Consider the following 21,091-nt stretch of genomic DNA (forward strand, 5'->3'; position numbering starts at 1 on the left):
GGTTTCGGTACCGGCTCCGACGCCGGTCCCCCCGGGCCCGGAGCCGGTACCGAACCCGGAGCCGGGCCCTCCGCTCAGCTGAGTGGAACGAGGCTGAGGGGCGCGGGGAACTGCGCGATCAACCACCGGTTCCCCGCACCCGCCCTCGTACCGAACCACCCGAGCTCTCAGGCGGACACCTCGGACCGGTCCCCACCCCACAGCGTGTGGAACGACCCCTCCCGGTCCACCCGCCGGTAGGTGTGCGCCCCGAAGAAGTCCCGCTGCCCCTGCGTCAGCGCCGCGGGCAGCCGCTCGGACCGCAGCCCGTCGTAGTACGCCAGCGCCGCCGAGAAGCCCGGCGTCGGCACCCCCTGCCGGGTCGCCGCGACGATCACCTCACGCCAGTCGTCCTGCGCCTCGGCGATCTCCCGCGCGAACGTCTCGTCGGACAGCAGACTCGGCAGATCGGCCCGCGTGTCGTACGCGGCCCGGATCCGGTCCAGGAACGCGGCACGGATGATGCACCCGCCGCGCCAGATCGCCGACACCGCACCGAGGTCGATGTCCCACTCGTACTCCTCACGAGCGGCCGCGATCTCGTGGAACCCCTGCGTGTACGACACGATCTTCGAGGCGTACAGCGCCTGCTCGACGCGGTCGGCGAAGGCGGCCGCCTCGGACTCGGACAAGGGGGACGCCGTGGGCCCGGCGAGACCGCGGGACGCCTCCCGCAGCTCCGCGTGCCCGGACAGCGACCGTGCGAAGACCGCCTCGGCGATGCCGGAGACCGGGACACCGAGGTCGAGGGCGATCTGCACCGTCCACCGCCCCGTGCCCTTCTGCTCCGCCTGGTCCACGACCACGTCCACGAAGGGCTTGCCGGTCGCCGCGTCCACGTGGGACAGCACCTCGGCGGTGATCTCGATCAGGTAGGAGTCCAGCCGGCCCGTGTTCCAGGTCCGGAAGATGCCCGCGATCTGCGCGGGCGAGTACCCGGCGACATCGCGGAGCAACTGGTAGGCCTCGCCGATCAGCTGCATGTCGGCGTACTCGATGCCGTTGTGCACCATCTTCACGAAGTGCCCGGCGCCGTCCGGACCGACGTGCGTCACACAGGGCGCGCCGTCGGCCGCCTTCGCGGAGATCTTCTCCAGCATGGGTCCGAGCGAGTCGTAGGACTCCCGCGGGCCGCCCGGCATGATGCTCGGTCCGTTCAGCGCGCCTTCCTCGCCACCGGAGACGCCCATGCCGACGAAGTGGATGCCCTGCTCGCGCAGTGCCTTCTCACGGCGCCGGGTGTCCGCGAAGTGCGCGTTGCCACCGTCGATGATCATGTCGCCGGGCTCCAGAAGCGGCGCGAACTCGTCGATGACCGCGTCCGTCGGACCGCCCGCCTTGACCATGATGACCAGCCGCCGCGGCCGCTCCAGCGCCGCCACGAACTCCTTGGCGGTGTCCGCCGCGATGAAGTCGCCCTCGTTCCCGAACTCCTCGACCAGGGCGTGCGTACGCGCCGCCGTCCGGTTGTGCAACGCGACCGTGTAGCCGTTGCGCGCGAAGTTCCGGGCGAGATTGCGGCCCATGACCGCGAGTCCCGTGACGCCGATCTGGGCTGTATTGCTCATTCGGTTGGCTCCTAGAGGATCCGGTATCGGTGGTGCCGGTCGTGCACGTCAGTATCGCCCCACCGACCATCCTGACGTGCCGCTACGGCGAGCGCACGTCCGGGGTGCCCGGCGTGACGTACGCAGATACGGACGACGGACCCCACCTGCCTCAGCCGTGGTGAAAGTGCGGCGCGTTCCTGGTCGTTCGCGGTGCAGGGCGGCCGATTGCGGTCTTGTCATGGCCTGTTCGGGGCGCTTACTTTTGGCCCTCCTGACGAATGTCGAGGGGGAGCTCCATGGCCGTACGCGGCCGGCACCGCCGGTATCAGCCGAACAGGATCAACCGCGCGTCGCTCACCGTCACGGCGGGCGGTGCCGGAATGGCGATGCCGCTCATCGGCGCCGGCACGGCCCAGGCGGCCGACGTGGACACCTGGAACAAGGTCGCCGCGTGCGAGTCGACCAACAACTGGAGCATCAACACCGGCAACGGGTACTACGGCGGACTCCAGTTCGCCCAGTCCACCTGGGAGGCGTTCGGGGGCACGCGGTACGCGCCGCGGGCCGATCTCGCCACCAAGGACGAGCAGATCGCCGTCGCGGAGAAGGTGCTGGACGGACAGGGGCCGGGCGCCTGGCCGGTGTGCTCGGTCGAGGCCGGGCTGACCCTCCCCCACTCTCAACTTCGTTCGAGCGGGGGGACCCCCACCGGCGACACCCCGGACGTCCACCCGGCCGGGTCCACCAAGAGCTCCGTGGCGGACGTACAGCCGCAGACCACGCCCCAGTCCCGGGCCGGGACCGCCGAGATGTACACCGTGGTGCACGGCGACAGCCTCTCCGGCATCGCCGAGCGGGAGGACGTCAAGGGCGGCTGGCAGCGGCTCTACGCCGCGAACCGGAAGACCGTCGGGGCCGATCCCGACCTCATCCTGCCGGGGCAGCGGCTCAGTCTGCGCGGCGAGGCGGTCACGACGACCACCCGGACGTCTCCCAAGTCGACGCCGCAGACGTCCACTTCGGACACCGAGGAGACGAAGGAGACCGGCCGCTCCCTGGTCGCCCCGGTCGACGCCCCCACCGGAACGCCGTACCACAAGGCCGGTTCGTCCTGGTCGAAGGGCTATCACACCGGTGTCGACTTCGCCGTGCCCACCGGGACCTCCGTGAAGGCGGTCGCGGCGGGGCGGGTGGTCAGTTCCGGGTGGGCCGGTTCGTTCGGCTACCAGGTGGTGATCCGGCACGCGGACGGCCGGTACACCCAGTACGCGCATCTGTCGGCGATCTCCGTGAAGAGCGGCCAGGGCGTCGGCGCCGGACAGCGGATCGGCCGCTCCGGGTCCACGGGCAACAGCACGGGCCCGCATCTGCACTTCGAAGTGCGGACGGGGCCCGGCTTCGGCACCGACATCGATCCGGTCGCGTATCTGCGGACGGGCGGTGTCAGGCTCTGAGGTCTCTCGGGGGCGCGGTCGTGTGCGGGTCGCGTGCGGTCAGGATTTGACGCGTGCGCGGTGGCGGTCGAGGACCGGCATCGGGACGAACGAGGCGCCGTAGAGCGGGCCGTAGAGATAGACCGGTGAGTGGGCGTCGTTGGGGTCCTGCGGTGCGCCGTCCTGGACCGGCTCCGGCGCCGGGACCAGGACCTCCTCGCGGACCTGCTCGGGGAGGCCGACGACGAGGAGGTCCTCGGCGGCGGGCTCGGCCAGGTCGGCCAGCAGCTCCTCGGCGGTGGCGGGCTTCGGGACGCTCACCCTGGTGGTCGGGACGCTCACCTTCGCGGCGGGCTCGGGGAGCGCCGGGGCCGGCTCGGGCAGCGGCTGCGACTCGGTGCGGGTGAGGCGCTCGGTCGTCAGCAGGATCAGACCGCCCGCGGCCACCACACCGCAGCCCAGGGCGAGCACGGTGCCCGTGGTGCCGTAGCGGAAGGTCTCGCCGAACATCGTGATGCCGACGGCGGCCGCGGCCACCGGGTTCACGACCGTGAGGGTGGCCAGCGGGGCCGCGAGGCCGGCGCCGCGGTAGGAGGCCTGCGAGAGCAGTACACCGGCCGTGGCCAGGACGCCGATCACGGCCAGGGAGGGCACGTCCGCCGTCGTCACACCGCCGGTCCAGTCGACCGCGACGGTCTTGGTGAACACCGAGGACATGCCGAACGCGATGCCGGACGCGGTGGCGAGCAGGATGCTGCGCACCGCCGGGTGCCGGTGGGCCGCCCGGCCCGCGATCATCAGCGCGACGACGGCGATGCCGGTGGCCGTGGCGACCGCCACCCGCTGCGTCGTGTCCAGCGACTGCGCGTCGGACGCGCCGACCAGGGAGAGCAGACCGGCCAGACCCACGGTCGACATGATCGCGCCCCGCCAGGCCGTCGCCCCGGCCTTGCGGCGCACGAACAGCGCCGCCATGGGCAGGGCGAACACGATGGTCAGGGCGCCCAGCGGCTGCACCAGGCTCAGCGGGCCGTACGCCAGCGCCACCACGTGCAGCAGTCCGCCGAGGCCGTTCAGCGCGACCGCCGCCCACCAGCTCGCCCGCCGCAGGGGCGCGAACTGCTGCTCGGGGGAGGACACCGCGACCTGCTCCTGGACGATCGCCCCACCGGCGTACGCGACGGCGGAAACGAGCGACAGGACCACGGACAACGCGAGGGCGCTCATGAGCTGCTCCTCTGCGTGAGGCAGGGGCGATGGCCCCGGCGCGGCGAACGGTCGGCTTCCATGTGCAACACGATGCCGCGAAAAGCCATTCCCGTCGTCGTACCTGAGCAGGCAATGGGTCCTACTGCCGATGGAGTACTACGGAGGGTGGGTCCTCCCCAAGGTGGGTGACACCACGCAGAGCCCTCCTGGGGGCACCCCCTAGGGGCCTTGGTACTACTGCTCTTCGTGGACCTCGACGCCGATCTCGCCGCGCTCCGCCCGCTCGGCGGCTTCTTTCTCCTACGCACGGGCGCAGCACCGCGTTCAACGCTGCCGACGCTCGCTCAGACGTACGGAGGTGAAAAGTGTGATGTTTATGGAAATTCCATGACTTTCCGTATCCAGAAGGTCTCCTCCCTGCTGAGCGCCCCCGAACCGCGCGTCGCCGCCTCGATCGCCCACCAGGGCCTCGCGTCCCGGCTGTGGTCGGCGGCGCTCGGCTGCGCGGTCCTCTACGGCCGCGTCCCCGACCTGGACGCCCGGCTCCTGCGGTGGGACCCCGACGGCAGCGCCCCCGACGACCTGTGGCTCACCGAGGTGCGCCCGCTGCCCGGGGACGCCGCGAGCCTCGCGGGCGCCGTACTGGAGGGCCACCTCGAACCGCTCGCTCAGGCGCTGCGCACCCGGTACCGGGTGGCGCCAGGCCTGCTGCGCGGCAACGCGGCCTCCGCGCTGGCCGGCACCGCACGGCAGCTGGCGGGATGGGCGCGGGCGAACGGCCGCCCGGACGCCGTCGCCCGCACCCGCGCCCTGACCACGGAACTCCTCGCCCACCCCGGCCTCGCCGGCGCGCTCGACGCGGGCACCCTGCGGCGCCGCAGCTGCTGCCTCTACTACCGCGTGCCCGGCGGAGGTGTCTGCGGCGACTGTTGCTTCACACGACCCCCGCGCTCTTCCCCGGGCGCCGCTTCTGGGTGACCATGAGGAGCAACCAGCCGTCGAGAACAGGGGGTTCCGGGTGCGAGTGGGACTGCTGACCCGGGAGTACCCGCCGGACGTGTACGGCGGCGCGGGCGTCCATGTCGAGTTCCTCGCCCGGGAGTTGAGCTCCCTGATCGACCTGGACGTGCACTGCTGGGGCGAGGGCCGCGCGGAGGGCGTCCTGCGCCATCGCCCCTGGCCCGTGCTGGACACCGCCAACGACGCGCTGCGCACCTTCTCCGTGGACCTCGCGATGACCGCGGGCCTCGAAGGCCGCGAACTCGTGCACTCGCACACCTGGTACGCCAACCTCGCCGGCCACCTCGGCAAGCTGCTGTACGGCATCCCGCATGTGATGACCGCGCACTCCCTGGAGCCGCTGCGCCCCTGGAAGGCCGAGCAACTCGGCGGCGGATACGCCCTGTCGAGCTGGGCCGAGCGCACCGCGATCGAGGCCGCCGACGCGGTGATCGCCGTCTCCGGCGCCATGCGCGAGGACATCCTCGCCTGCTACCCGGCCCTGGACCCGGCCCGGGTGCACGTCGTGCACAACGGCATCGACACCGCCCTCTACCGGCCCGACCACGGCACCGAGGCCCTCACCCGCATCGGGATCGACCCGGACCGCCCCTTCGTGCTCTTCGTGGGCCGTATCACCCGGCAGAAGGGCGTGCCCCATCTGCTGCGCGCGGTACGGGACATCGACCCGGCCGCCCAGGTCGTGCTGTGCGCCGGAGCGCCCGACACCCCGGAGATCGACCGCGAGTTCCGCGAGCTGTTCCAGGAGCTGAGCGGCGTCCGCGAGGGCGTCCACTGGATTCCGCAGATGCTGCCGCGCCCGGATGTGATCCAACTCCTGACGCACGCCGCCGTGTTCGTCTGCCCTTCGGTGTACGAACCGCTGGGCATCGTCAACCTGGAGGCCATGGCGTGCGGAACCCCCGTGGTGGCCTCGCGGGTCGGTGGCATCCCGGAGGTCGTCGACGACGGCAAGACCGGTGTGCTCGTTCCGGTGGACGACGATTTCGAGCCCGCGCTGGCACGCGCGTTGGACTCGGTCCTCGGTGATCCGGAGGGGGCCCGGCGGATGGGCGAGGCCGGCCGGGAGCGGGCCGTGGGCGAGTTCGGCTGGGACGCGGTGGCGCGGCGGACGGTGCGGCTCTATGAGGAGATCCTCAAACAGGCGTACTAGACCCCGGTCAAGGGCAGGCATGGGTCAACCAGGTTGAGGGGAGCGGCCATGCGTCGTGGCGGACCTTCGGTGCTCGGAATCGTGCTGGCGGGCGGAGAGGGCAAACGCCTGATGCCCCTGACCGCGGACCGCGCGAAACCAGCGGTCACTTTCGGAGGAACGTATCGCCTGGTCGATTTCGTCCTCTCCAATCTCGTGAACGGCGACATCCTGCGCATCTGCGTCCTGACGCAGTACAAGTCGCACTCGCTGGACCGGCACGTCACCACGACCTGGCGGATGTCGAGCCTGCTCGGCAACTACGTCACGCCGGTCCCGGCCCAGCAGCGGCTCGGCCCGCACTGGTACCTGGGCAGCGCCGACGCCATCCTCCAGTCGCTGAACCTCGTCCACGACGAGGAGCCCGAGTACGTCGTGGTGTTCGGCGCCGACCATGTGTACCGGATGGATCCGCGGCAGATGCTCACCCAGCACATCGAGAGCGGGGCGGGGGTGACGGTGGCCGGCATCCGGGTGCCGCGCTCGGAGTCCTCGCAGTTCGGTGTGATCACGCCGGGGTCGGACGGGCTGACCGTGGAGCGGTTCCTGGAGAAGCCCGCCGACCCGCCCGGCCTCGCGGACGACCCGGAGTGCGTCTTCGCCTCGATGGGCAACTACATCTTCACCACCAAGGCCCTCATAGAGGCGTTGCAGCGGGACGCCGAGGACCAGGACTCGGTGCACGACATGGGCGGCTCGATCCTGCCCCAGCTCACCGACCGGGGTGAGGCACAGCTGTACGACTTCAGCCTCAACCACGTGCCCGGTGAGACCAACCGCGACCGCGGCTACTGGCGGGACGTCGGCACGCTCGACGCGTACTACGACGCCCATATGGACCTGATCGCGGAGCGTCCCGCCTTCAACCTCTACAACCGGCAGTGGCCCATCTACACCCACTCCAACCAGCTGTCCCCGGCCCGCTTCAACGCGGGCGGCATGGCCAGCGAGTCGATCATCAGCGCCGGCTGCCTGATCCGCGGCCAGGTCACCCGCTCCATCCTGTCGCCGGGCGTCAGGGTCGACCCGGGAGCGGTGGTCCAGGGCTCGATCCTGCACGACAACGTCAAGATCGGGCGGGGCGCGGTGGTCCGCGGAGCCGTGCTGGACAAGAACGTCGAGGTACCGCCGGGTGCGACGATCGGGGTGAATCCGGAGCGGGACGCGGAGCTCTACACCGTCTCCAAGGGCGGTGTGATCGCCCTCGGCAAGGGCCGGCAAGTGTCCTGAGACACAGGGAAGGGCGCCCCTGTGACTGCTGGGGCGCCCATGGCTGGACTTAATCTGCTGTTAACTGTGCGTAGCTTGATCGTACTTGACCGTAATCACGTGCGGGAGGTTGACTGCTTGCTCACCCGTCGTCGACGCGAGGCAAGCCATTGACTTCTGACCTGCTCGCCCCTCTCGACCTGGCCTTCTGGAACATCGAGTCCCCGGAACACCCCATGCACCTGGGTGCCCTCGGTGTCTTCTCGGCCCACTCGCCCGCCGCGGGCGCCCACGCGGCCGACCTGCTCGCCGCACGGGCGGCGGCGGTGCCGGGACTGCGGATGCGGATCCGGGACGTCTGGCAGCCGCTGGCCTTCGGGGGCGCCACGCGCGAGCCCGCCCCCGACTTCGACCCGCTGGACCACGTCCGGCTGCACGCGCCCACCGCCGACTTCCACGCCGTCGCCGGGCGGCTCATGGAGCGCCCGCTGGAGCGGGGCCGGCCGCCGTGGGAGGCGCATGTGCTCCCCGGGGAGGACGGCTTCTCCTTCGCCGTGCTCTTCAAGTTCCACCACGCCCTGGCCGACGGCCTGCGCGCGCTGACGCTCGCGGCCGCCATCCTCGACCCGATGGACATGCCGGCCCGCAAGCCGCGCCCCGAGGAGCCCGCGAAGGGCTTCTTCCCCGACGTACGCAAGCTGCCGGCGTTCATCAAGGGCACCGTCTCCGACGTCGGCCGCGCCCTCGACATCGGCGCGTCCGTGGCCCTGTCCACCGTCGGCGTGCGCTCGTCCTCGGCGCTGACCTCCGAACCGAGCGGTACCCGCCGCACCGCCGGGGTCGTCATCGACCTCGACGACGTGCACCGGGTGCGCAAGGCCCAGGGCGGCACCGTCAACGACGTCCTGATCGCCGTCGTCGCGGGCGCCCTGCGCCGCTGGCTGGACGAGCGCGGCGACGGCAGCGACGGCGTCGCACCCCGCGCCCTCATCCCGGTCTCCAAACGCCGCCCGCGCACCGCGCACCCACAGGGCAACCGGCTCTCCGGTTACCTGATACGGCTCCCGGTCGACGACCCCGACCCCCTCGCACGCCTCGACACGGTCCGCACCGCCATGGACCGCAACAAGGACGCGGGGCCCAACCGCGGAGCGGGCGCCGTCGCCCTGCTCGCCGACCACGTCCCCGCACTGGGACACCGCCTCGGCGGACCGCTGGTGAGCCAGGCCGCCCGGCTCTGGTTCGACATCCTCGTCACCAGCGTGCCCCTGCCCGGCATCGGCCTGAAGCTCGGCGGCAACCCGGTCACGGAGGTCTTCCCCTTCGCACCGCTGGCCCGCGGCCAGTCCCTCGCGGTAGCCGTCTCGACGTACCGCGGACAGGTCCACTACGGCCTCGTCGCCGACGCCGAGGCCGTCCCGGACCTCGACGTCCTGGCGAAGGCCGTCACCGAGGAGGTGGAGACGCTCATCACCGCCTGCGAGGCTTGACCGTCCCCGTTTTTGGAGGACCGGCCCGGCGCTCCGTAGAATTCCCCGTTCGAAAGCGGACGCGGTCGGAGCGCCGCACGGTGAGCCAAGGAAACGGCAGCGCGATGACGGTGACAGAGGAAGGCCCGGCGGCCACGGACGAAGCCGTGGGCGAGATCGAGTACGGGCCCGGCATCGACCCCGAGCGGCTGGCCGTCTGCCTCGGCGTGCTCGACGAGCTGGACAAGCTGGAGGTCGACCACCCCGACGCGATCGCCGTGCGCCGGGCCACCGCCGGCGTCTACCGCACCGTCAAGCAGCGCCGCCGCCAGGAGCGCCGGGCCGCCAAGACCGCGCACGACAAGACGGTCACCGAAGCCACGGCGACCGGCTCCGCCCAGCGCATCGACGACGAGACCGAGGGCATCCTGCCGTCGTCGGTCACCGAGGCCGGCAGGATCGCCGGGATACTCCAGCGCCCGCGCTCCTGCTACACCTGCAAGACCCGGTACGTCGAAGTCGACTACTTCTACCACCAGCTCTGTCCGGACTGCGCCACCCTCAACCGGGACAAGCGCGACGTCCGCGCCGACCTCACCGGCAAGCGTGCCCTGCTCACCGGCGGCCGCGCCAAGATCGGCATGTACATCGCGCTCAGGCTGCTGCGCGACGGCGCCCACACCACGATCACCACGCGCTTCCCCAAGGACGCCATCCGCCGCTTCAAGGCCATGGACGACTCCGCGGACTGGCTGCACCGCCTTGAGGTCGTCGGCATCGACCTGCGCGACCCGGCCCAGGCCGTGGCCCTCGCCGACCAGGTCGCCGAGGCGGGCCCGCTGGACATCCTGATCAACAACGCGACCCAGACGGTACGCCGGCTGCCCTCCGCCTACGCCGCGCTGGTCGACGGCGAGAGCGCCCCGCTGCCCGCCGGTGAGCTCCCCGCCCACCAGGTCATCGGCGCCTTCGGCTCCGGCGCCGTGGACGGCCTCGCCGCCCTGCCCGTCGGCATCAGCGGTCTCGACGCCCAGCAGGTCGCCGACCTCGCCCTGGTCGCCGGCAACGCCAGCGTCGCCAAGCACCTCGACGGCACCGCCATCGACGCGGGCGGCCTGGTCCCCGACGTCGTGGACACCAACACCTGGGTGCAGACCATCGAGCAGATCTCCCCGGTGGAACTGCTGGAGACCCAGCTGTGCAACTACACGGCGCCGTTCATCCTCATCAGCAAGCTGCGTCCGTCGATGGCGGAGGCCGCGCGCAAGGCATCCTCGAAGCGCGCGTACGTCGTCAACGTCTCCGCGATGGAGGGCGTCTTCGGCCGCGGCTACAAGGGCGCGGGCCACCCGAACACCAACGCCGCCAAGGCCGCGATGAACATGGTCACCCGGACCAGCGCCCAGGAGATGTTCCAGAGCGACGGCATCCTCATGACCTCCGTCGACACCGGCTGGATCACCGACGAACGCCCCCACTACGACAAGCTGCGCCTCGCGGAGGAGGGCTTCCACGCCCCCCTCGACCTGGTCGACGGCGCGGCCCGGGTCTACGACCCGGTCGTGCGCGGCGAGGCCGGCGAGGACCTGTACGGCGTCTTCATGAAGGACTACGCGCCCGGCAAGTGGTAGGCCCTAATTCGCTCGCGGCTCCGGGTGCCGGCGTTCTACCGTGACGGTGGAGCGCCGGTGTGCCCGGTGCGATGGTCACGCGTTCTTCGTGGTTCGATCCCTCGCAGGCCCACCCGCGGGCCTGTCGCCCTGTCGGAGGGCACCGCGCGACCGCCTTGATCTCGGGCACACACGCTCAGCCGGTTCCCGGCGCCCGTGACCGCAGCCGCTCGTGCACCGCGTCCGTCCCGGAGGAGTACGCGGCCCGCACCCGCGTGCCCCCGTCCACCAGCAGGTCTGCGCCGGTCACCCACTCCGCCGCGTCCGAGGCCAGCCACACGACGGCCCGCGCCACGTCCTCCGGCTCCCCGATCCGCCCGAGCGGCAGCCCCGCGGCGAGCTCCTCCTCGCCCGGCTCCCACACGAAACGGGCCATCTCGGTGCGTACGAGGCCGGGGGAGACGGAGTTGACCCGGACCCGCGGGGCCAGCTCGCCCGCGAGCTGCCGGGTGAGGTGCAGCAGGGCCGCCTTGCTGGTTCCGTAGGCGCCGACCCGCGGGCCCACATGTCCCGCGCCCTCCGTGCAGACGTTGACGACCGCACCGCCGTGCTCCCGCATCCACGCCCGCCACGCGCCCTGTGTCAGCCGCAGCGGCGCCTCCACGTTGACGAGGAACGCCTCGCGCCACGCCTGTGGATCGGCGTCCATGAGGGGGCCGTACGGCTGGTTGGTCGCCGCGTTGTTGACGACGACGTCGATCCGGCCGAACTCCCGCAGGGCGAGCCGGACGACCTCGTCCAGATGCGCCGGATCCGCCACACTCCCCGCCACGCCGATGCCGCCCAGCTCGGCGGCGACCCGCCCCACGTCCGCGGCGTCCCGCGCGGTCACGCACACCAGCGCGCCCGCCGAGGCCAGTCGCCCGGCGACCGCCCGCCCGATGCCGCGCGTGCCGCCGGTGACGATCGCGGCCCTGCCCTGAAGTCCGTACGGCGACGTCATCGGCGTACCGTCTCATGACGGACCGTCAGTCGACAGCCCCGAGGCGGGAGTTCCGGGCCGCCACCAGTTCCAGGACGGTGCGCCAGTCCTCCAGGACCCCGGCGTCGAAGCCCGCGGTCAGGCTCTCCTCGTCCGCCATCCGCAGGCGCAGCAGGTCGTCGTCGCCGGCCGGACCGCGGCGGCGTACGAGGTGATAGACCCGCTCGCCCAGCAGGGGCCGTACGGCCTCGGCCGCGCGCTCGGCCCGCAAGGTCCCGTCGCCCGGGCACAGCAGTTGCCCGATGTCGTGCACCAGCCCCGCCACCTGGAGCTCCTTGTCGGCGGGGCGGCCGCGGCGCAGCAGCGCGGCGGTCCGCAGCGCGTGCTGATGCCGGCAGGCGTACAGCAGATCCATCAGCTCCTCGACACTGCGCAGCTCCATGCGTCGGTCCTCCCGCCGGACAGGCCGTTGCCGTCCGTCAGCAGATCATGGCCGCCTTGCGATTCGGCCAACGGGACTTGAACTGCGCTGCCGGGGTGCTCGAAGGCGCGACCGCCGGTGTAGGCCGAACGAGTGATGTCTCGATGGGGCATCAGATGACAAACCGGCACATAGTAGGACCGAGTGCACGTGGGCGACTTGGGAAAGTTACCCCTTGTTTTCAGCCCCATCGAGCGGGCCTCCGCTCATTTGGTTAATCTGTAGCGGACGGACAGCAGTACGGGGTCCCACCCACACCCACGGTCCGTCCCGGGGCAAGCCGATCACCACGGCCTGTTCTGACATGAGTGACCGGCGCCACCGCGTCCGAGCTTTTCTCGACTCAGACCCGAGCGGGCGTCCGGCGGCAGATCGCACACTGACCGGTATGCCCCGAGGGTGACCCGACACATAAGGAGTGCGCGGTGACACCGGAGAAGACGAATCGCGATCAACGGCCCAAGGAACGCCCCGAGCGCGCGGGCCGCCGGCCCGGACAGCTCGGCAGCCTCGACGTGTGGGCGCGGTCCGCCCCCATCCGTCTCGCGGGTTACGAGGACGACCTGGCCGAGCCCCACATCCTGCCCAGCGTGGACTGACCCCGTCGCGATCGCCGTCAGCATGGGCGTGCCAGACTCACGCCCATGCTGATCAGAGAAGCCGCGGCCGAGGACTGGCCGCGGATCTGGCCTTTCTGGCACCGGATCGTCGCCGCGGGCGAGACCTACGCCTGGGATCCGGACACCTCCGAGGAGGCGGCACGGGCGCTGTGGATGAGCCCGGCCAAGCGGGTCCACGTCGTCGAGGACGAGACCGGCGCCGTCGTCGCCTCCGCCTACACCACCCCCAACTACGCCGGCCCCGCCGCCCGCATCGCCAACGCGGGCTTCATGGTCGACCCCGACCACACGGGCCGGGGCATCGGCCGCGCCCTCGCCGAGCACGTCCTGACCGCCGCCAAGTCCGACGGGTACCGCGGCATGGTCTTCAACGCCGTCGTCGAGACCAACCCGGCCGTGGCCCTGTGGACCTCCCTCGGCTTCACCGTGCTGGGCACGGTGCCCGACGCGTACGAGCATCCGCGGCACGGACCGGTGGGGCTGCACATCATGTACAAGGCGCTCTAGGCGGAGACACCGCCTCCGAGCGAGCCCGAGGCGGCCGCGGTCGAGCGGGAGTCTCGCTGCCCCTCGCGCGTGTGCCGATCGTCGTCCAGGAACACGGCTGCGGCTTCGCCACCCTCCTGGCGCTGACCGGCCCGCCCGTCGGCACCGTGGGGGGCGGGCCACCTGCGGGGCGCCCGGCCGGGGCTGACCCGGCTCAGTCCAGCGGTGCCGTCCGCTCCCACGGGTGCAGCTTCTCCAGCTGCTCCGCCACCTCCAGCAGTACCGCCTCCGAACCCGGCCGCCCCACCAGTTGCACGGCGGTGGGGGCGCCGGACGGGAGCTTGCCGAAGGGGACGGACATCGCGGGCCAGCCCGTGAGGTTCCAGGGCGGCGTGAGGGGCGAGTAGTTGCTGTTGGCGACGACGTTGCGCAGCCAGCCCCGCTCGTGCCAGGGGGCCGACTTGGGGGAGCGGCGGGCCAGCGCCGGGGTGAGCAGGACGTCGTACTCCTCGAAGAACGGCTCCAGGCGGCGGCGCAGCGCGTCGCGGCTCGTGCCGGTGCGCACGCCCTTCACGAAGCGGCGGCCCACCGCCGCGTGGACCCGGGTGCGGCGCGTCAGCTGTCGCGGGTCCAGGCCCTGGGCGTCCTCCGAGGTGCCCGCCGTCCAGTGGGCGAGCGAGGTGAGGCTCAGCGACATCGGGTAGGACGGGTCGGCGCGGCGGACCTGGTGGCCCGACTTCATCAGGACTTCGGCGGCCTCCCGGGCGGCGGCCGTGTACGGCTTGGTGACGACGATGCCGGCGAGCGGGCTGCGCAGGGAGAGCGCGATCGTGCGCATCGCGGCGGTGGACGGGGGCGCCGGCTCCGTGTCCGCCAGGATGTCGAGCATGAGACGGGCGTCCTCGACGGTCGTGGCCAGGGGTCCGTTCTCGGACATGCCGAACCAGTCGCCGTCGCTGACACCCGCCGGGACCACACCGTGGCCGGGCTTGATGGTGACGAGGCCGCAGTTGGCCGCCGGGATGCGCAACGAGCCCATGCCGTCGTTGCCGAGGGCGATGGGGACCAGGCCCGCGGCCACCGCGGCCGCGCTGCCGCCGGAGGAACCGCCCGCGGTGCGGGTGAGGTCCCACGGGTTGCGAGCGGTGCCGTGCACGCCCTCCGTCGTACCGAAGACACAGAGCTCCGGCACGTTCGTCAGGCCCACGACCACGGCACCCGCCGCCCGCAGCCGGGCCACCGTGACATGGTCCTCGGTGGAGGGGGTGTCCGGCGTGGCCGCGGAGCCGATGCGTTTGGACTCGCCGCGTACGGCGAGGTTGTCCTTGACGGCGATCGGCACACCCGCGAGGGGCAGCTCGGCCAGGTCGGCGCGGGCCCCCACCTCGTCGGCCTCGGCGAGCGCCGCCTCGGCCCGTACCGTCCGAAAGGCCCCGATACGGCCGTCGAGCCGCTCGATCCGGGCGAGGTGCTCGGCCACCACGTCACGGGGCGTGGCCCGCTTCTCCTGTACGGCGGCGGCGATCTCGGCGGCGGTCCGGCCGATCCAGCTGGTCACGGGTGCTCCTCGGGGGGTACTGGCGAGTACGTAGGGAGAACTGTGCCTCCGCTCGGGCGTCACGTCGAGAGGGGAACGGGCCTGGACCGGGCCCTCGGGCGGGCCTGGACCGGGCCTTCGGGCAGTCGGAGGACCGTCTTGGACATTCGCGCCGGTGTTCTTGGACTTTTCGCGACCGGGCATCCGAAGAACCCCAGGTCATCCGATCAATGGCTCAACTCGGCTCAATTCTCATCCCATTGACAGCCCCTGAGGGCCGCCCAATCATCAGTCATCCGATCAATGGGAGTCGCTCGTGAGAACGTTTCCGAGACGTCAGATCCTGGGCGTCGCCGCCGCACTGGCCCTGCTCCTGGCGCCGGTCCCGGCTCTCGCCCAGGAGGGGCCCCGAGCGCCGGTCACGGTGCCCGCACTGAGCAACTGGGCCCCGGAATCCGGCCGTTACGACTTCGGACCCGGCACCCGCCTCGTGGCGGACGGTCCGGCCGAGCGCAGGGTCGCCGACACCCTCGCCGACGATCTGCGGGAGGCCGGACACGGCACCGTGCCGGTCGTCGGTGGCGCGGCGCGCGGCGGGGACATCGTTGTCGACATCCAGCCGTCCCGGACGTCGCTCGGGGCCGAGGGGTACGAACTCCGGTCCGGAAAGCGGCTGTCGGTGACCGGTGCCACCGAGACCGGCGCCTTCTACGGCACCCGCACCCTCCTCCAGCTCCTCGCCCAGGGCGACCGGATCCCCGCCGGACGCACGGTCGACGTACCGCGCTACAAGGAACGCGGCGTCGGCGTCTGCGCCTGCTACGTCCACATCTCCCTGCCCTGGCTGGAGAACCTCGTCCGGGAGATGGCGTACAACAAGCTCAACCAGCTGCTCCTCGAACTGAAGGTGAAGAGCGACGCCCACCCCGAGGCCAACACCTGGGGCTACTACACCAAGGACGAGATCCGCCGGCTCGTCGCCCTGGGCGAGAAGTACCACGTCGAGATCATCCCGGAGATCAACTCCCCCGGGCACATGGACCCGTGGATCGAGAACCGCCCGGACCTCCAGCTCACCGACTCCGACGGCGACAAGCAGCCCTCACGGCTCGACATCACCCAGCCCGCCGCCTTCGACTACTACACCAGCCTGATCGACGAGTACGCCGAGGTCTTCAAGGCCCCGGCCTGGCACATGGGCGCCGACGAGTACATGCTCGGCTCCGACTTCGCCAAGTACCCGCAGATCCTCGAGTACGCACAGGACAGGTACGGTTCCGGCGCCACCCCGCAGGACGCCTTCATCGACTTCGTCAACCGCGTCCACGCCTACGCGGCGGGCAAGGGCAAGAAGCTGCGCATCTGGAACGACGGACTCACCGGCGCCAACACCGTCCCGGTGACGGCCGGCACGACCGTAGAGCACTGGCTGAACGTGACGGTGAAGCCCAGTCAGATCCTGGCCCAGGGCTATCCGTTGATGAACGCGGCCTACGCCCTCTACCTCGTCCGGGGCGGCTTCCACAGCGACACCGAGGGCCTGTACGACCAGAGTTGGGACCCGCGCAGCTTCGAGGGCGAGAAGGTCGCCTCCGCCCAGGGCATCACCGGCGCGAAGATCAGCCTCTGGCCGGACAACGGGCGCGGGGAGACCGAGAACGAGGTGGCCCTGCGGCTCTGGCCCGCCCTGCGCCACATCGCCCAGGCCACCTGGGGCGACCCGCATCCCGACGCCACGTACTCCGGGTTCACCGCGCGCGGCACGGCGGTCGGACACGCGCCGGGGTGGCGGGACCTGACGAAACCGCCGGTGGCGGACGGGACGTACACCTTCGCGGCGGACGGTGTGTCCTTCGGCGCCGACGTGGCGCGCACACCGGACGGCTATGTGACGCTGCGCGGCCCGGCCGGCTGCCTCGCCGTGAGCGGCGGCAAGCTCACGCTCAACGTGCCCCTCCAGGCGGGCGTCGAGGCCACCTGGGACACCTGTGCCGCCGCGAACACCCTGCAACGCTGGGAGTTGCGGCGTGCCGGGGGCGGATACCGCCTCGTGAACGCCATCACGCAGATGGCCCTGAGCGTGACCGACGGCCGGATCGTGCAGTACCCGCCGGACCGACTCCCGCCCGCCCTGTGGCAGCTGACCTGAGGAGCCCCACCTCCATGACCGTCTCCAGACGTACCTTCGTCGCCGGCTCGGTCTCCGCGCTCGTCGCGACCGGCCTCACCACGACATCCGCCGCCGGAACCCCCCTGCCGGCCGAACCCGCGTACCGCATCCCCGTCAGCCCCGACGACACGGCCGAGGACCTGGTGCGCAAGGCCTCCCAAGTCCGGCCCACCGCACGGCAGATCGCCTGGCAGGCCCTGGAGCGCACCGCGTTCCTGCACTTCGGCGTGAACACCTTCACCGGCCTGGAATGGGGGACGGGGGACGAGGACCCGGACGTCTTCCAGCCCGCCGGACTGGACACCGACCAGTGGGCCAGGGCCCTGCGCGACGGCGGCTTCAAGCTGGCCATCCTCACCGTCAAGCACCACGACGGCTTCGTCCTCTACCCCTCCCGCTACTCCGACCACACCGTCGCCTCCAGCAGTTGGCGCGAGGGGCGGGGCGACGTACTGCGCTCCTTCGCCGACTCCATGAGACGCCACGGCATCAAGGTCGGCGTCTACATCTCGCCCGCCGACGAGAACCAGTACCTCGACGGCGTCTACGCCAACGGCAGCGCCCGCTCCACCCGCACCATCCCCACCCTCGTCGAGGGCGACGACCGCACACCCGAGCGGACCTACACGCTGGACGCCACCGACTACGGCGCCCACATGCTCAACCAGCTCCACGAAGTCCTCACCGAATACGGGCCGGTCGACGAGGTGTGGTTCGACGGTGCCCAGGGCCGCATCCCGCCGGACAAGGTGGAGAGCTACGACTGGGACAGCTGGTACACGCTGGTGCGGGCGCTCGCGCCGGACGCGGCCATCGCCGTCACCGGACCCGACCTGCGCTGGGTCGGCAACGAGAGCGGGCTGGCACGCGAGGACGAGTGGAGCGTCGTCCCCGTCAAGGAGAACCAGTACGGACGCACCGACTGGGCGCTGTCCTACGACACCGCCGACCAGGGCAGCCGTGCCGCGCTGGTCAGGGCGCGGCCGAGCACCGACTACCTCCAGTGGTGGCCGGCGGAGTGCGATGTGTCCATCCGGGACGGCTGGTTCTACCATGCCGACCAACAGCCCAAGAGCGTCGATGAGTTGACGGACATCTACTTCGGGTCCGTCGGGCGCAACTCGGTGCTCCTGCTCAACATCCCCCCGGACACGGACGGGTTGCTGCCCGCCGCCGACGTGACCCGGCTGCGCGAGTTCCGGGAACGCGTCGACCGGGAACTGCCCGAGGATCTCGCGCGCGGCGCCCGTACGACCGTCGCACCGGGACTGGTGACCGTCGACCTCGGCACCGCCCGGGAGGTGGACCGGTTCCGGCTGGCCGAGGACATCGCCCACGGTCAGCAGGTCGAGAGCTTCGTGGTGGAGGCGCTGCGCGACGGGGCCTGGACGGAGGTGGCCCGGGCCGGGACGGTCGGGGCGAGCCGGATCCTGCTGCTGCCGGTTCCGGTGCGGGCGCGGCGGTGGCGGGTGCGGGTCACCGGGTCGCGGAGCGCCGTACGGATAGCGGAGTTCGGGATGTACAGATCGCGGCGCTGAGGGTACTCGGGCAGAGGGCGGTCATCAGGGAGTCGGCGACCTGGTGACCGCCCGTCCGGTCACCGAAGATGCCGGGAGAAGAAGTCCATCGTGGCGTCCATGGAGGCCGCCCACCGAGGGTAGAAGGTGTGGCCCTCGCCCTGGTACCTGCGGAGTTCGACGCGCTTGCCCGCCGCGCTGAGAGCGGTGGCCATCTGCTCCGACCAGACGATCGGGCAGGTGTCGTCCGCGGTGCCGTGGTGGATCAGCAGCGGCTCGGTCACCCGGTCCACGTAGGTGCGGGGCGAGACCTCCCGCCAGAACGTCGGATTCTCCTCGGGCGTGCCGTACTCGGCGTCGATCTCGGCGACGAGCGGGTCGTCGTCCGAGCGCTGGAAGTGGTCGATGTTCTCGTCGGGGCGTGAGCTGACCGGCGCGAAGGCGACCGCCGCGTCGAACAGGCCCGGTGCCACGACCAGGGTGTTGTACACGACGCCGCCGCCCATCGAGCGGCCGAGCAGTCCGAGCCGGTCGGCGTCGATCTCCGGGCGTCCGGAGTCGCGCAGGGCCAGCGCGGCGCCGATGACGTCCTCGGTGTAGCCGAGGCGCAGGTTGATGTCATTGTCGGGGTCGTCGTCCGAGGCCGCGTGATTGCGGTAGTCGGTGTGCAGGACGACGTAGCCGTTGCGGGCCAGGAGGTCCTGCTCCCGGGCGAGCCCCCGGCCGGTCGTGTACACGGCGGGGTCGATATAGCCGTGCGCCAGCACCAGCGCCGGGAACGGGACCTTGCCGCGGGGGATGTTCATGAGCCCGGAGATCGTCAGACCGTTCGACTCGTACGTCACCCGGTAACTGGTGTAGGCGCCTGTGCGGGCCAGGACGGTGCCGAGGCGGAGGTCGGAGCCCTGGTGCCGCTTCGCCATGAGGGCGGGCAGGGAGACCGGATGGACTGGCTTCTCACTGGGGGTGGGGGAGGGCGTGGGTGCGGCGGTGGTCGTCGTAGGGGGCTGGGCCGACGTGGCGGTCTTCTCCGGTGCCGGCGCAGCCTCGTCGTCGCCCCCGGTGCAGCCGATCGCGACGACCAGCGTCAACCCGGCGACGGCACAGGCCGTTCCCCGTACCCGCATGCGGCCCATTATCTCCCAGAGGGACGCGGAAGAAACGGGCCCGTTTCAGGCGCCTCGCGTTCCGGACACGGCGGAACTCCCGGGCGATGCGCGCCAAGGCCCGCGGCGGTACTTCCCAGGGGCCCGCGCCACGCGCACGGTGGCACTTTCCAGGCGTCGCGCGCCCCGCCACAGCGGTGCTTCCCGGGTACCCCGGGCCCCGCCCACGACGGCACCTCTCAGGCGCCCCGCGCCGGCCCCGTGCTGTCCCGTTCGATCAACCGCGGCACCGGTACCCGTACGGTCCGCGCGGGCCCGCCGTCCAGCAGCGCGGTCAGCTCCCGGGCCGCGGTGCGGCCGAACTCCACACTGTCCCGGGACAGCGCGGACAGCCACGGCTTGACCATGCGGCACAGCGCCGAGTCCTCCCAGGACACCACCGACACGTCCGCCGGCACGCCGCGGCCGAGCCCGGTCGCGGCGGCGGCACCGGCGAGGGCCATCACGTCGTTGTCGTAGATCAGCGCGGTCGGCGGATCGGCGGCCTCCAGGACCCGGCGGGTGACGGCCGCGCCCTCCGCGTCCGAGTAGTCGGTGGTCACCGACTCGACCCCGGTCAGCCCGCGCCGCCCGGCCTCGGCGCGCAGCGTCCGCATCCGGCGTTCGGTGTGGGCGAGCCCCGGCAGTCCCGCGATGTGCACGATCCGGCGGTGGCCGAGCGCGTACAGCCCGTCCACCACCGAGGCCATCGCACCCGCGTCGTCCGCCCACACCGTCGACAGACCGGGGTGCCGCTCGTCCGGCGCGCCGCCGATCACCACGGCGGGCAGGCCCAGTTCGTCGAGGAGGTCAGGGCGCGGGTCGGCGGTGCGCGGGTCGACCACCAGCACCCCGTCCACCCGGTGCTCGGCCCACCAGCGCCGGTACACCGCGCACTCGTCGTCGACGTCCTCCACCACCTGGAACAGCAGCCCGAGATGGCGTTCCGCCAGCACTTCCTGGATGCCGGAGACGAGTTGGAGGAAGAAGGAGTCCACCCCCAGGGTGTCCGCCGGGCGTGCGAGCACGAAGCCGACCGTGGCCGCGCCCTCGCCGGACAGCGCCCGGGCCGCGGTGCTGGGCCGCCAGCCGAGCTCCTCGGCGACCTGGCGCACCCGTTCGCGGGTGTCGTCCGAGACACCGGGCCGGCCGTTCAGCGCGAAGGAGACGGCGCTCTGGGAGACGCCGGCGTGCCGCGCGATGTCCTTCATCGTCGGCCGACGCGCGGGCAAGCGCTTGCCTGGCACGGTGCTTCCCCATTCCTGTGGTGGATTTCCGGCCAGTATGCACTAATGCGGTTCAGTGACGGCAGACTAATGCGGTTCAGCTGGAAATTTCTAATGCGCATTAGTAACTAAAGAAATTAGCTCGTCCGGCTCCATTGACGGGCCTGCGAACCGGCGTGCAAGGTCTCCGTCGTTG

At 71.6% G+C, this 21,091-nt stretch carries 17 protein-coding genes; 10 read left to right on the forward strand and 7 right to left on the reverse strand.

All coding sequences use genetic code 11. The annotated features are described in order from the left end of the window. Positions 1-167: 167 nt before the first annotated feature. Complete coding sequence (gene gndA / locus HLK59_RS23085; protein ID WP_171143404.1) at positions 168-1,607, reverse strand: NADP-dependent phosphogluconate dehydrogenase; 1,440 nt, start codon at positions 1,605-1,607, stop codon at positions 168-170. A 278-nt stretch (positions 1,608-1,885) separates the two neighbouring features. Between gndA and HLK59_RS23090 the strand changes: the two genes are divergently transcribed. After that, entirely contained in the window at positions 1,886-3,043 is a 1,158-nt protein-coding gene (locus HLK59_RS23090; RefSeq protein ID WP_171143405.1) for a transglycosylase family protein, read from the forward strand. A gap of 39 nt (positions 3,044-3,082) precedes the next feature. On the opposite strand, the gene HLK59_RS23095 is transcribed toward HLK59_RS23090, so the two are convergent. Further along, complete coding sequence (locus HLK59_RS23095; RefSeq protein WP_171143406.1) at positions 3,083-4,249, reverse strand: DMT family transporter; 1,167 nt, start codon at positions 4,247-4,249, stop codon at positions 3,083-3,085. Between the two features lie 210 nt (positions 4,250-4,459). Here HLK59_RS23095 and HLK59_RS23100 point away from each other — a divergent pair, with 210 nt between their 5' ends. The 5 genes from HLK59_RS23100 (at position 4,460) to HLK59_RS23120 (ending at position 10,752) form a co-directional block, all read left to right on the forward strand. Further along, positions 4,460-5,209, forward strand: a complete 750-nt coding sequence (locus tag HLK59_RS23100; protein WP_171143407.1) for a (2Fe-2S)-binding protein — start codon at positions 4,460-4,462, stop codon at positions 5,207-5,209. A gap of 40 nt (positions 5,210-5,249) precedes the next feature. Further along, positions 5,250-6,404, forward strand: coding sequence for a glycogen synthase (glgA, locus tag HLK59_RS23105; RefSeq protein WP_171143408.1), 1,155 nt, complete (start codon positions 5,250-5,252; stop codon positions 6,402-6,404). Positions 6,405-6,452: 48 nt separating this feature from the next. Beyond that, positions 6,453-7,673, forward strand: a complete 1,221-nt coding sequence (glgC, locus tag HLK59_RS23110; RefSeq protein WP_171143409.1) for a glucose-1-phosphate adenylyltransferase — start codon at positions 6,453-6,455, stop codon at positions 7,671-7,673. 149 nt (positions 7,674-7,822) lie between these two features. Next, complete coding sequence (locus HLK59_RS23115; RefSeq protein WP_171143410.1) at positions 7,823-9,142, forward strand: wax ester/triacylglycerol synthase family O-acyltransferase; 1,320 nt, start codon at positions 7,823-7,825, stop codon at positions 9,140-9,142. 104 nt (positions 9,143-9,246) lie between these two features. After that, positions 9,247-10,752 (forward strand): SDR family NAD(P)-dependent oxidoreductase, encoded by a 1,506-nt coding sequence (locus tag HLK59_RS23120; protein WP_171143411.1) that lies wholly within the window; start codon positions 9,247-9,249, stop codon positions 10,750-10,752. A gap of 175 nt (positions 10,753-10,927) precedes the next feature. Here HLK59_RS23120 and HLK59_RS23125 read toward each other — a convergent pair whose 3' ends face one another. Beyond that, positions 10,928-11,734, reverse strand: a complete 807-nt coding sequence (locus tag HLK59_RS23125; protein ID WP_171143412.1) for an SDR family oxidoreductase — start codon at positions 11,732-11,734, stop codon at positions 10,928-10,930. A gap of 25 nt (positions 11,735-11,759) precedes the next feature. After that, a complete protein-coding gene (locus HLK59_RS23130; protein ID WP_171143413.1) occupies positions 11,760-12,155 on the reverse strand; it encodes an inositol oxygenase family protein in 396 nt (131 codons plus the stop codon). A gap of 464 nt (positions 12,156-12,619) precedes the next feature. Between HLK59_RS23130 and HLK59_RS23135 the strand changes: the two genes are divergently transcribed. Next, positions 12,620-12,793: a hypothetical protein gene (locus tag HLK59_RS23135; RefSeq protein WP_107080540.1), complete on the forward strand. Its 174-nt coding sequence runs from the start codon at positions 12,620-12,622 to the stop codon at positions 12,791-12,793. A 45-nt stretch (positions 12,794-12,838) separates the two neighbouring features. Beyond that, entirely contained in the window at positions 12,839-13,321 is a 483-nt protein-coding gene (locus tag HLK59_RS23140; protein ID WP_171143414.1) for an N-acetyltransferase, read from the forward strand. A gap of 193 nt (positions 13,322-13,514) precedes the next feature. Here the strand turns inward: HLK59_RS23140 and HLK59_RS23145 are convergent, their stop codons facing one another. Then, complete coding sequence (locus tag HLK59_RS23145; protein ID WP_171143415.1) at positions 13,515-14,858, reverse strand: amidase family protein; 1,344 nt, start codon at positions 14,856-14,858, stop codon at positions 13,515-13,517. 295 nt (positions 14,859-15,153) lie between these two features. On the opposite strand from HLK59_RS23145, the gene HLK59_RS23150 reads away from it, so the two are divergent. Next, complete coding sequence (locus tag HLK59_RS23150; protein WP_171143416.1) at positions 15,154-16,986, forward strand: family 20 glycosylhydrolase; 1,833 nt, start codon at positions 15,154-15,156, stop codon at positions 16,984-16,986. Between the two features lie 14 nt (positions 16,987-17,000). Next, a complete protein-coding gene (locus HLK59_RS23155; RefSeq protein WP_171143417.1) occupies positions 17,001-18,545 on the forward strand; it encodes an alpha-L-fucosidase in 1,545 nt (514 codons plus the stop codon). Between the two features lie 59 nt (positions 18,546-18,604). Here HLK59_RS23155 and HLK59_RS23160 read toward each other — a convergent pair whose 3' ends face one another. Beyond that, on the reverse strand, positions 18,605-19,651 hold the full coding sequence (locus HLK59_RS23160) for a prolyl oligopeptidase family serine peptidase (protein ID WP_171143418.1): 1,047 nt from the start codon (positions 19,649-19,651) through the stop codon (positions 18,605-18,607). A gap of 218 nt (positions 19,652-19,869) precedes the next feature. Next, a complete protein-coding gene (locus HLK59_RS23165; protein ID WP_171143419.1) occupies positions 19,870-20,916 on the reverse strand; it encodes a LacI family DNA-binding transcriptional regulator in 1,047 nt (348 codons plus the stop codon). Between the last annotated feature and the right edge of the window lie 175 nt (positions 20,917-21,091).

This window comes from Streptomyces sp. S3(2020) (assembly GCF_013044505.1).
Lineage (GTDB): Bacteria > Actinomycetota > Actinomycetes > Streptomycetales > Streptomycetaceae > Streptomyces.

Excerpts from the sequence above, each read along its gene's own strand:
- gndA (WP_171143404.1), bottom strand. The coding sequence starts at position 1,607 with ATGAGCAATACAGCCCAGATCGGCGTCACGGGACTCGCGGTCATGGGC.
- HLK59_RS23090 (WP_171143405.1), top strand. The coding sequence starts at position 1,886 with ATGGCCGTACGCGGCCGGCACCGCCGGTATCAGCCGAACAGGATCAAC.
- HLK59_RS23095 (WP_171143406.1), bottom strand. The coding sequence starts at position 4,249 with ATGAGCGCCCTCGCGTTGTCCGTGGTCCTGTCGCTCGTTTCCGCCGTC.
- glgC (WP_171143409.1), top strand. The coding sequence starts at position 6,453 with ATGCGTCGTGGCGGACCTTCGGTGCTCGGAATCGTGCTGGCGGGCGGA.
- HLK59_RS23120 (WP_171143411.1), top strand. The coding sequence starts at position 9,247 with ATGACGGTGACAGAGGAAGGCCCGGCGGCCACGGACGAAGCCGTGGGC.
- HLK59_RS23125 (WP_171143412.1), bottom strand. The coding sequence starts at position 11,734 with ATGACGTCGCCGTACGGACTTCAGGGCAGGGCCGCGATCGTCACCGGC.
- HLK59_RS23130 (WP_171143413.1), bottom strand. The coding sequence starts at position 12,155 with ATGGAGCTGCGCAGTGTCGAGGAGCTGATGGATCTGCTGTACGCCTGC.
- HLK59_RS23140 (WP_171143414.1), top strand. The coding sequence starts at position 12,839 with ATGCTGATCAGAGAAGCCGCGGCCGAGGACTGGCCGCGGATCTGGCCT.
- HLK59_RS23155 (WP_171143417.1), top strand. The coding sequence starts at position 17,001 with ATGACCGTCTCCAGACGTACCTTCGTCGCCGGCTCGGTCTCCGCGCTC.
- HLK59_RS23160 (WP_171143418.1), bottom strand. The coding sequence starts at position 19,651 with ATGCGGGTACGGGGAACGGCCTGTGCCGTCGCCGGGTTGACGCTGGTC.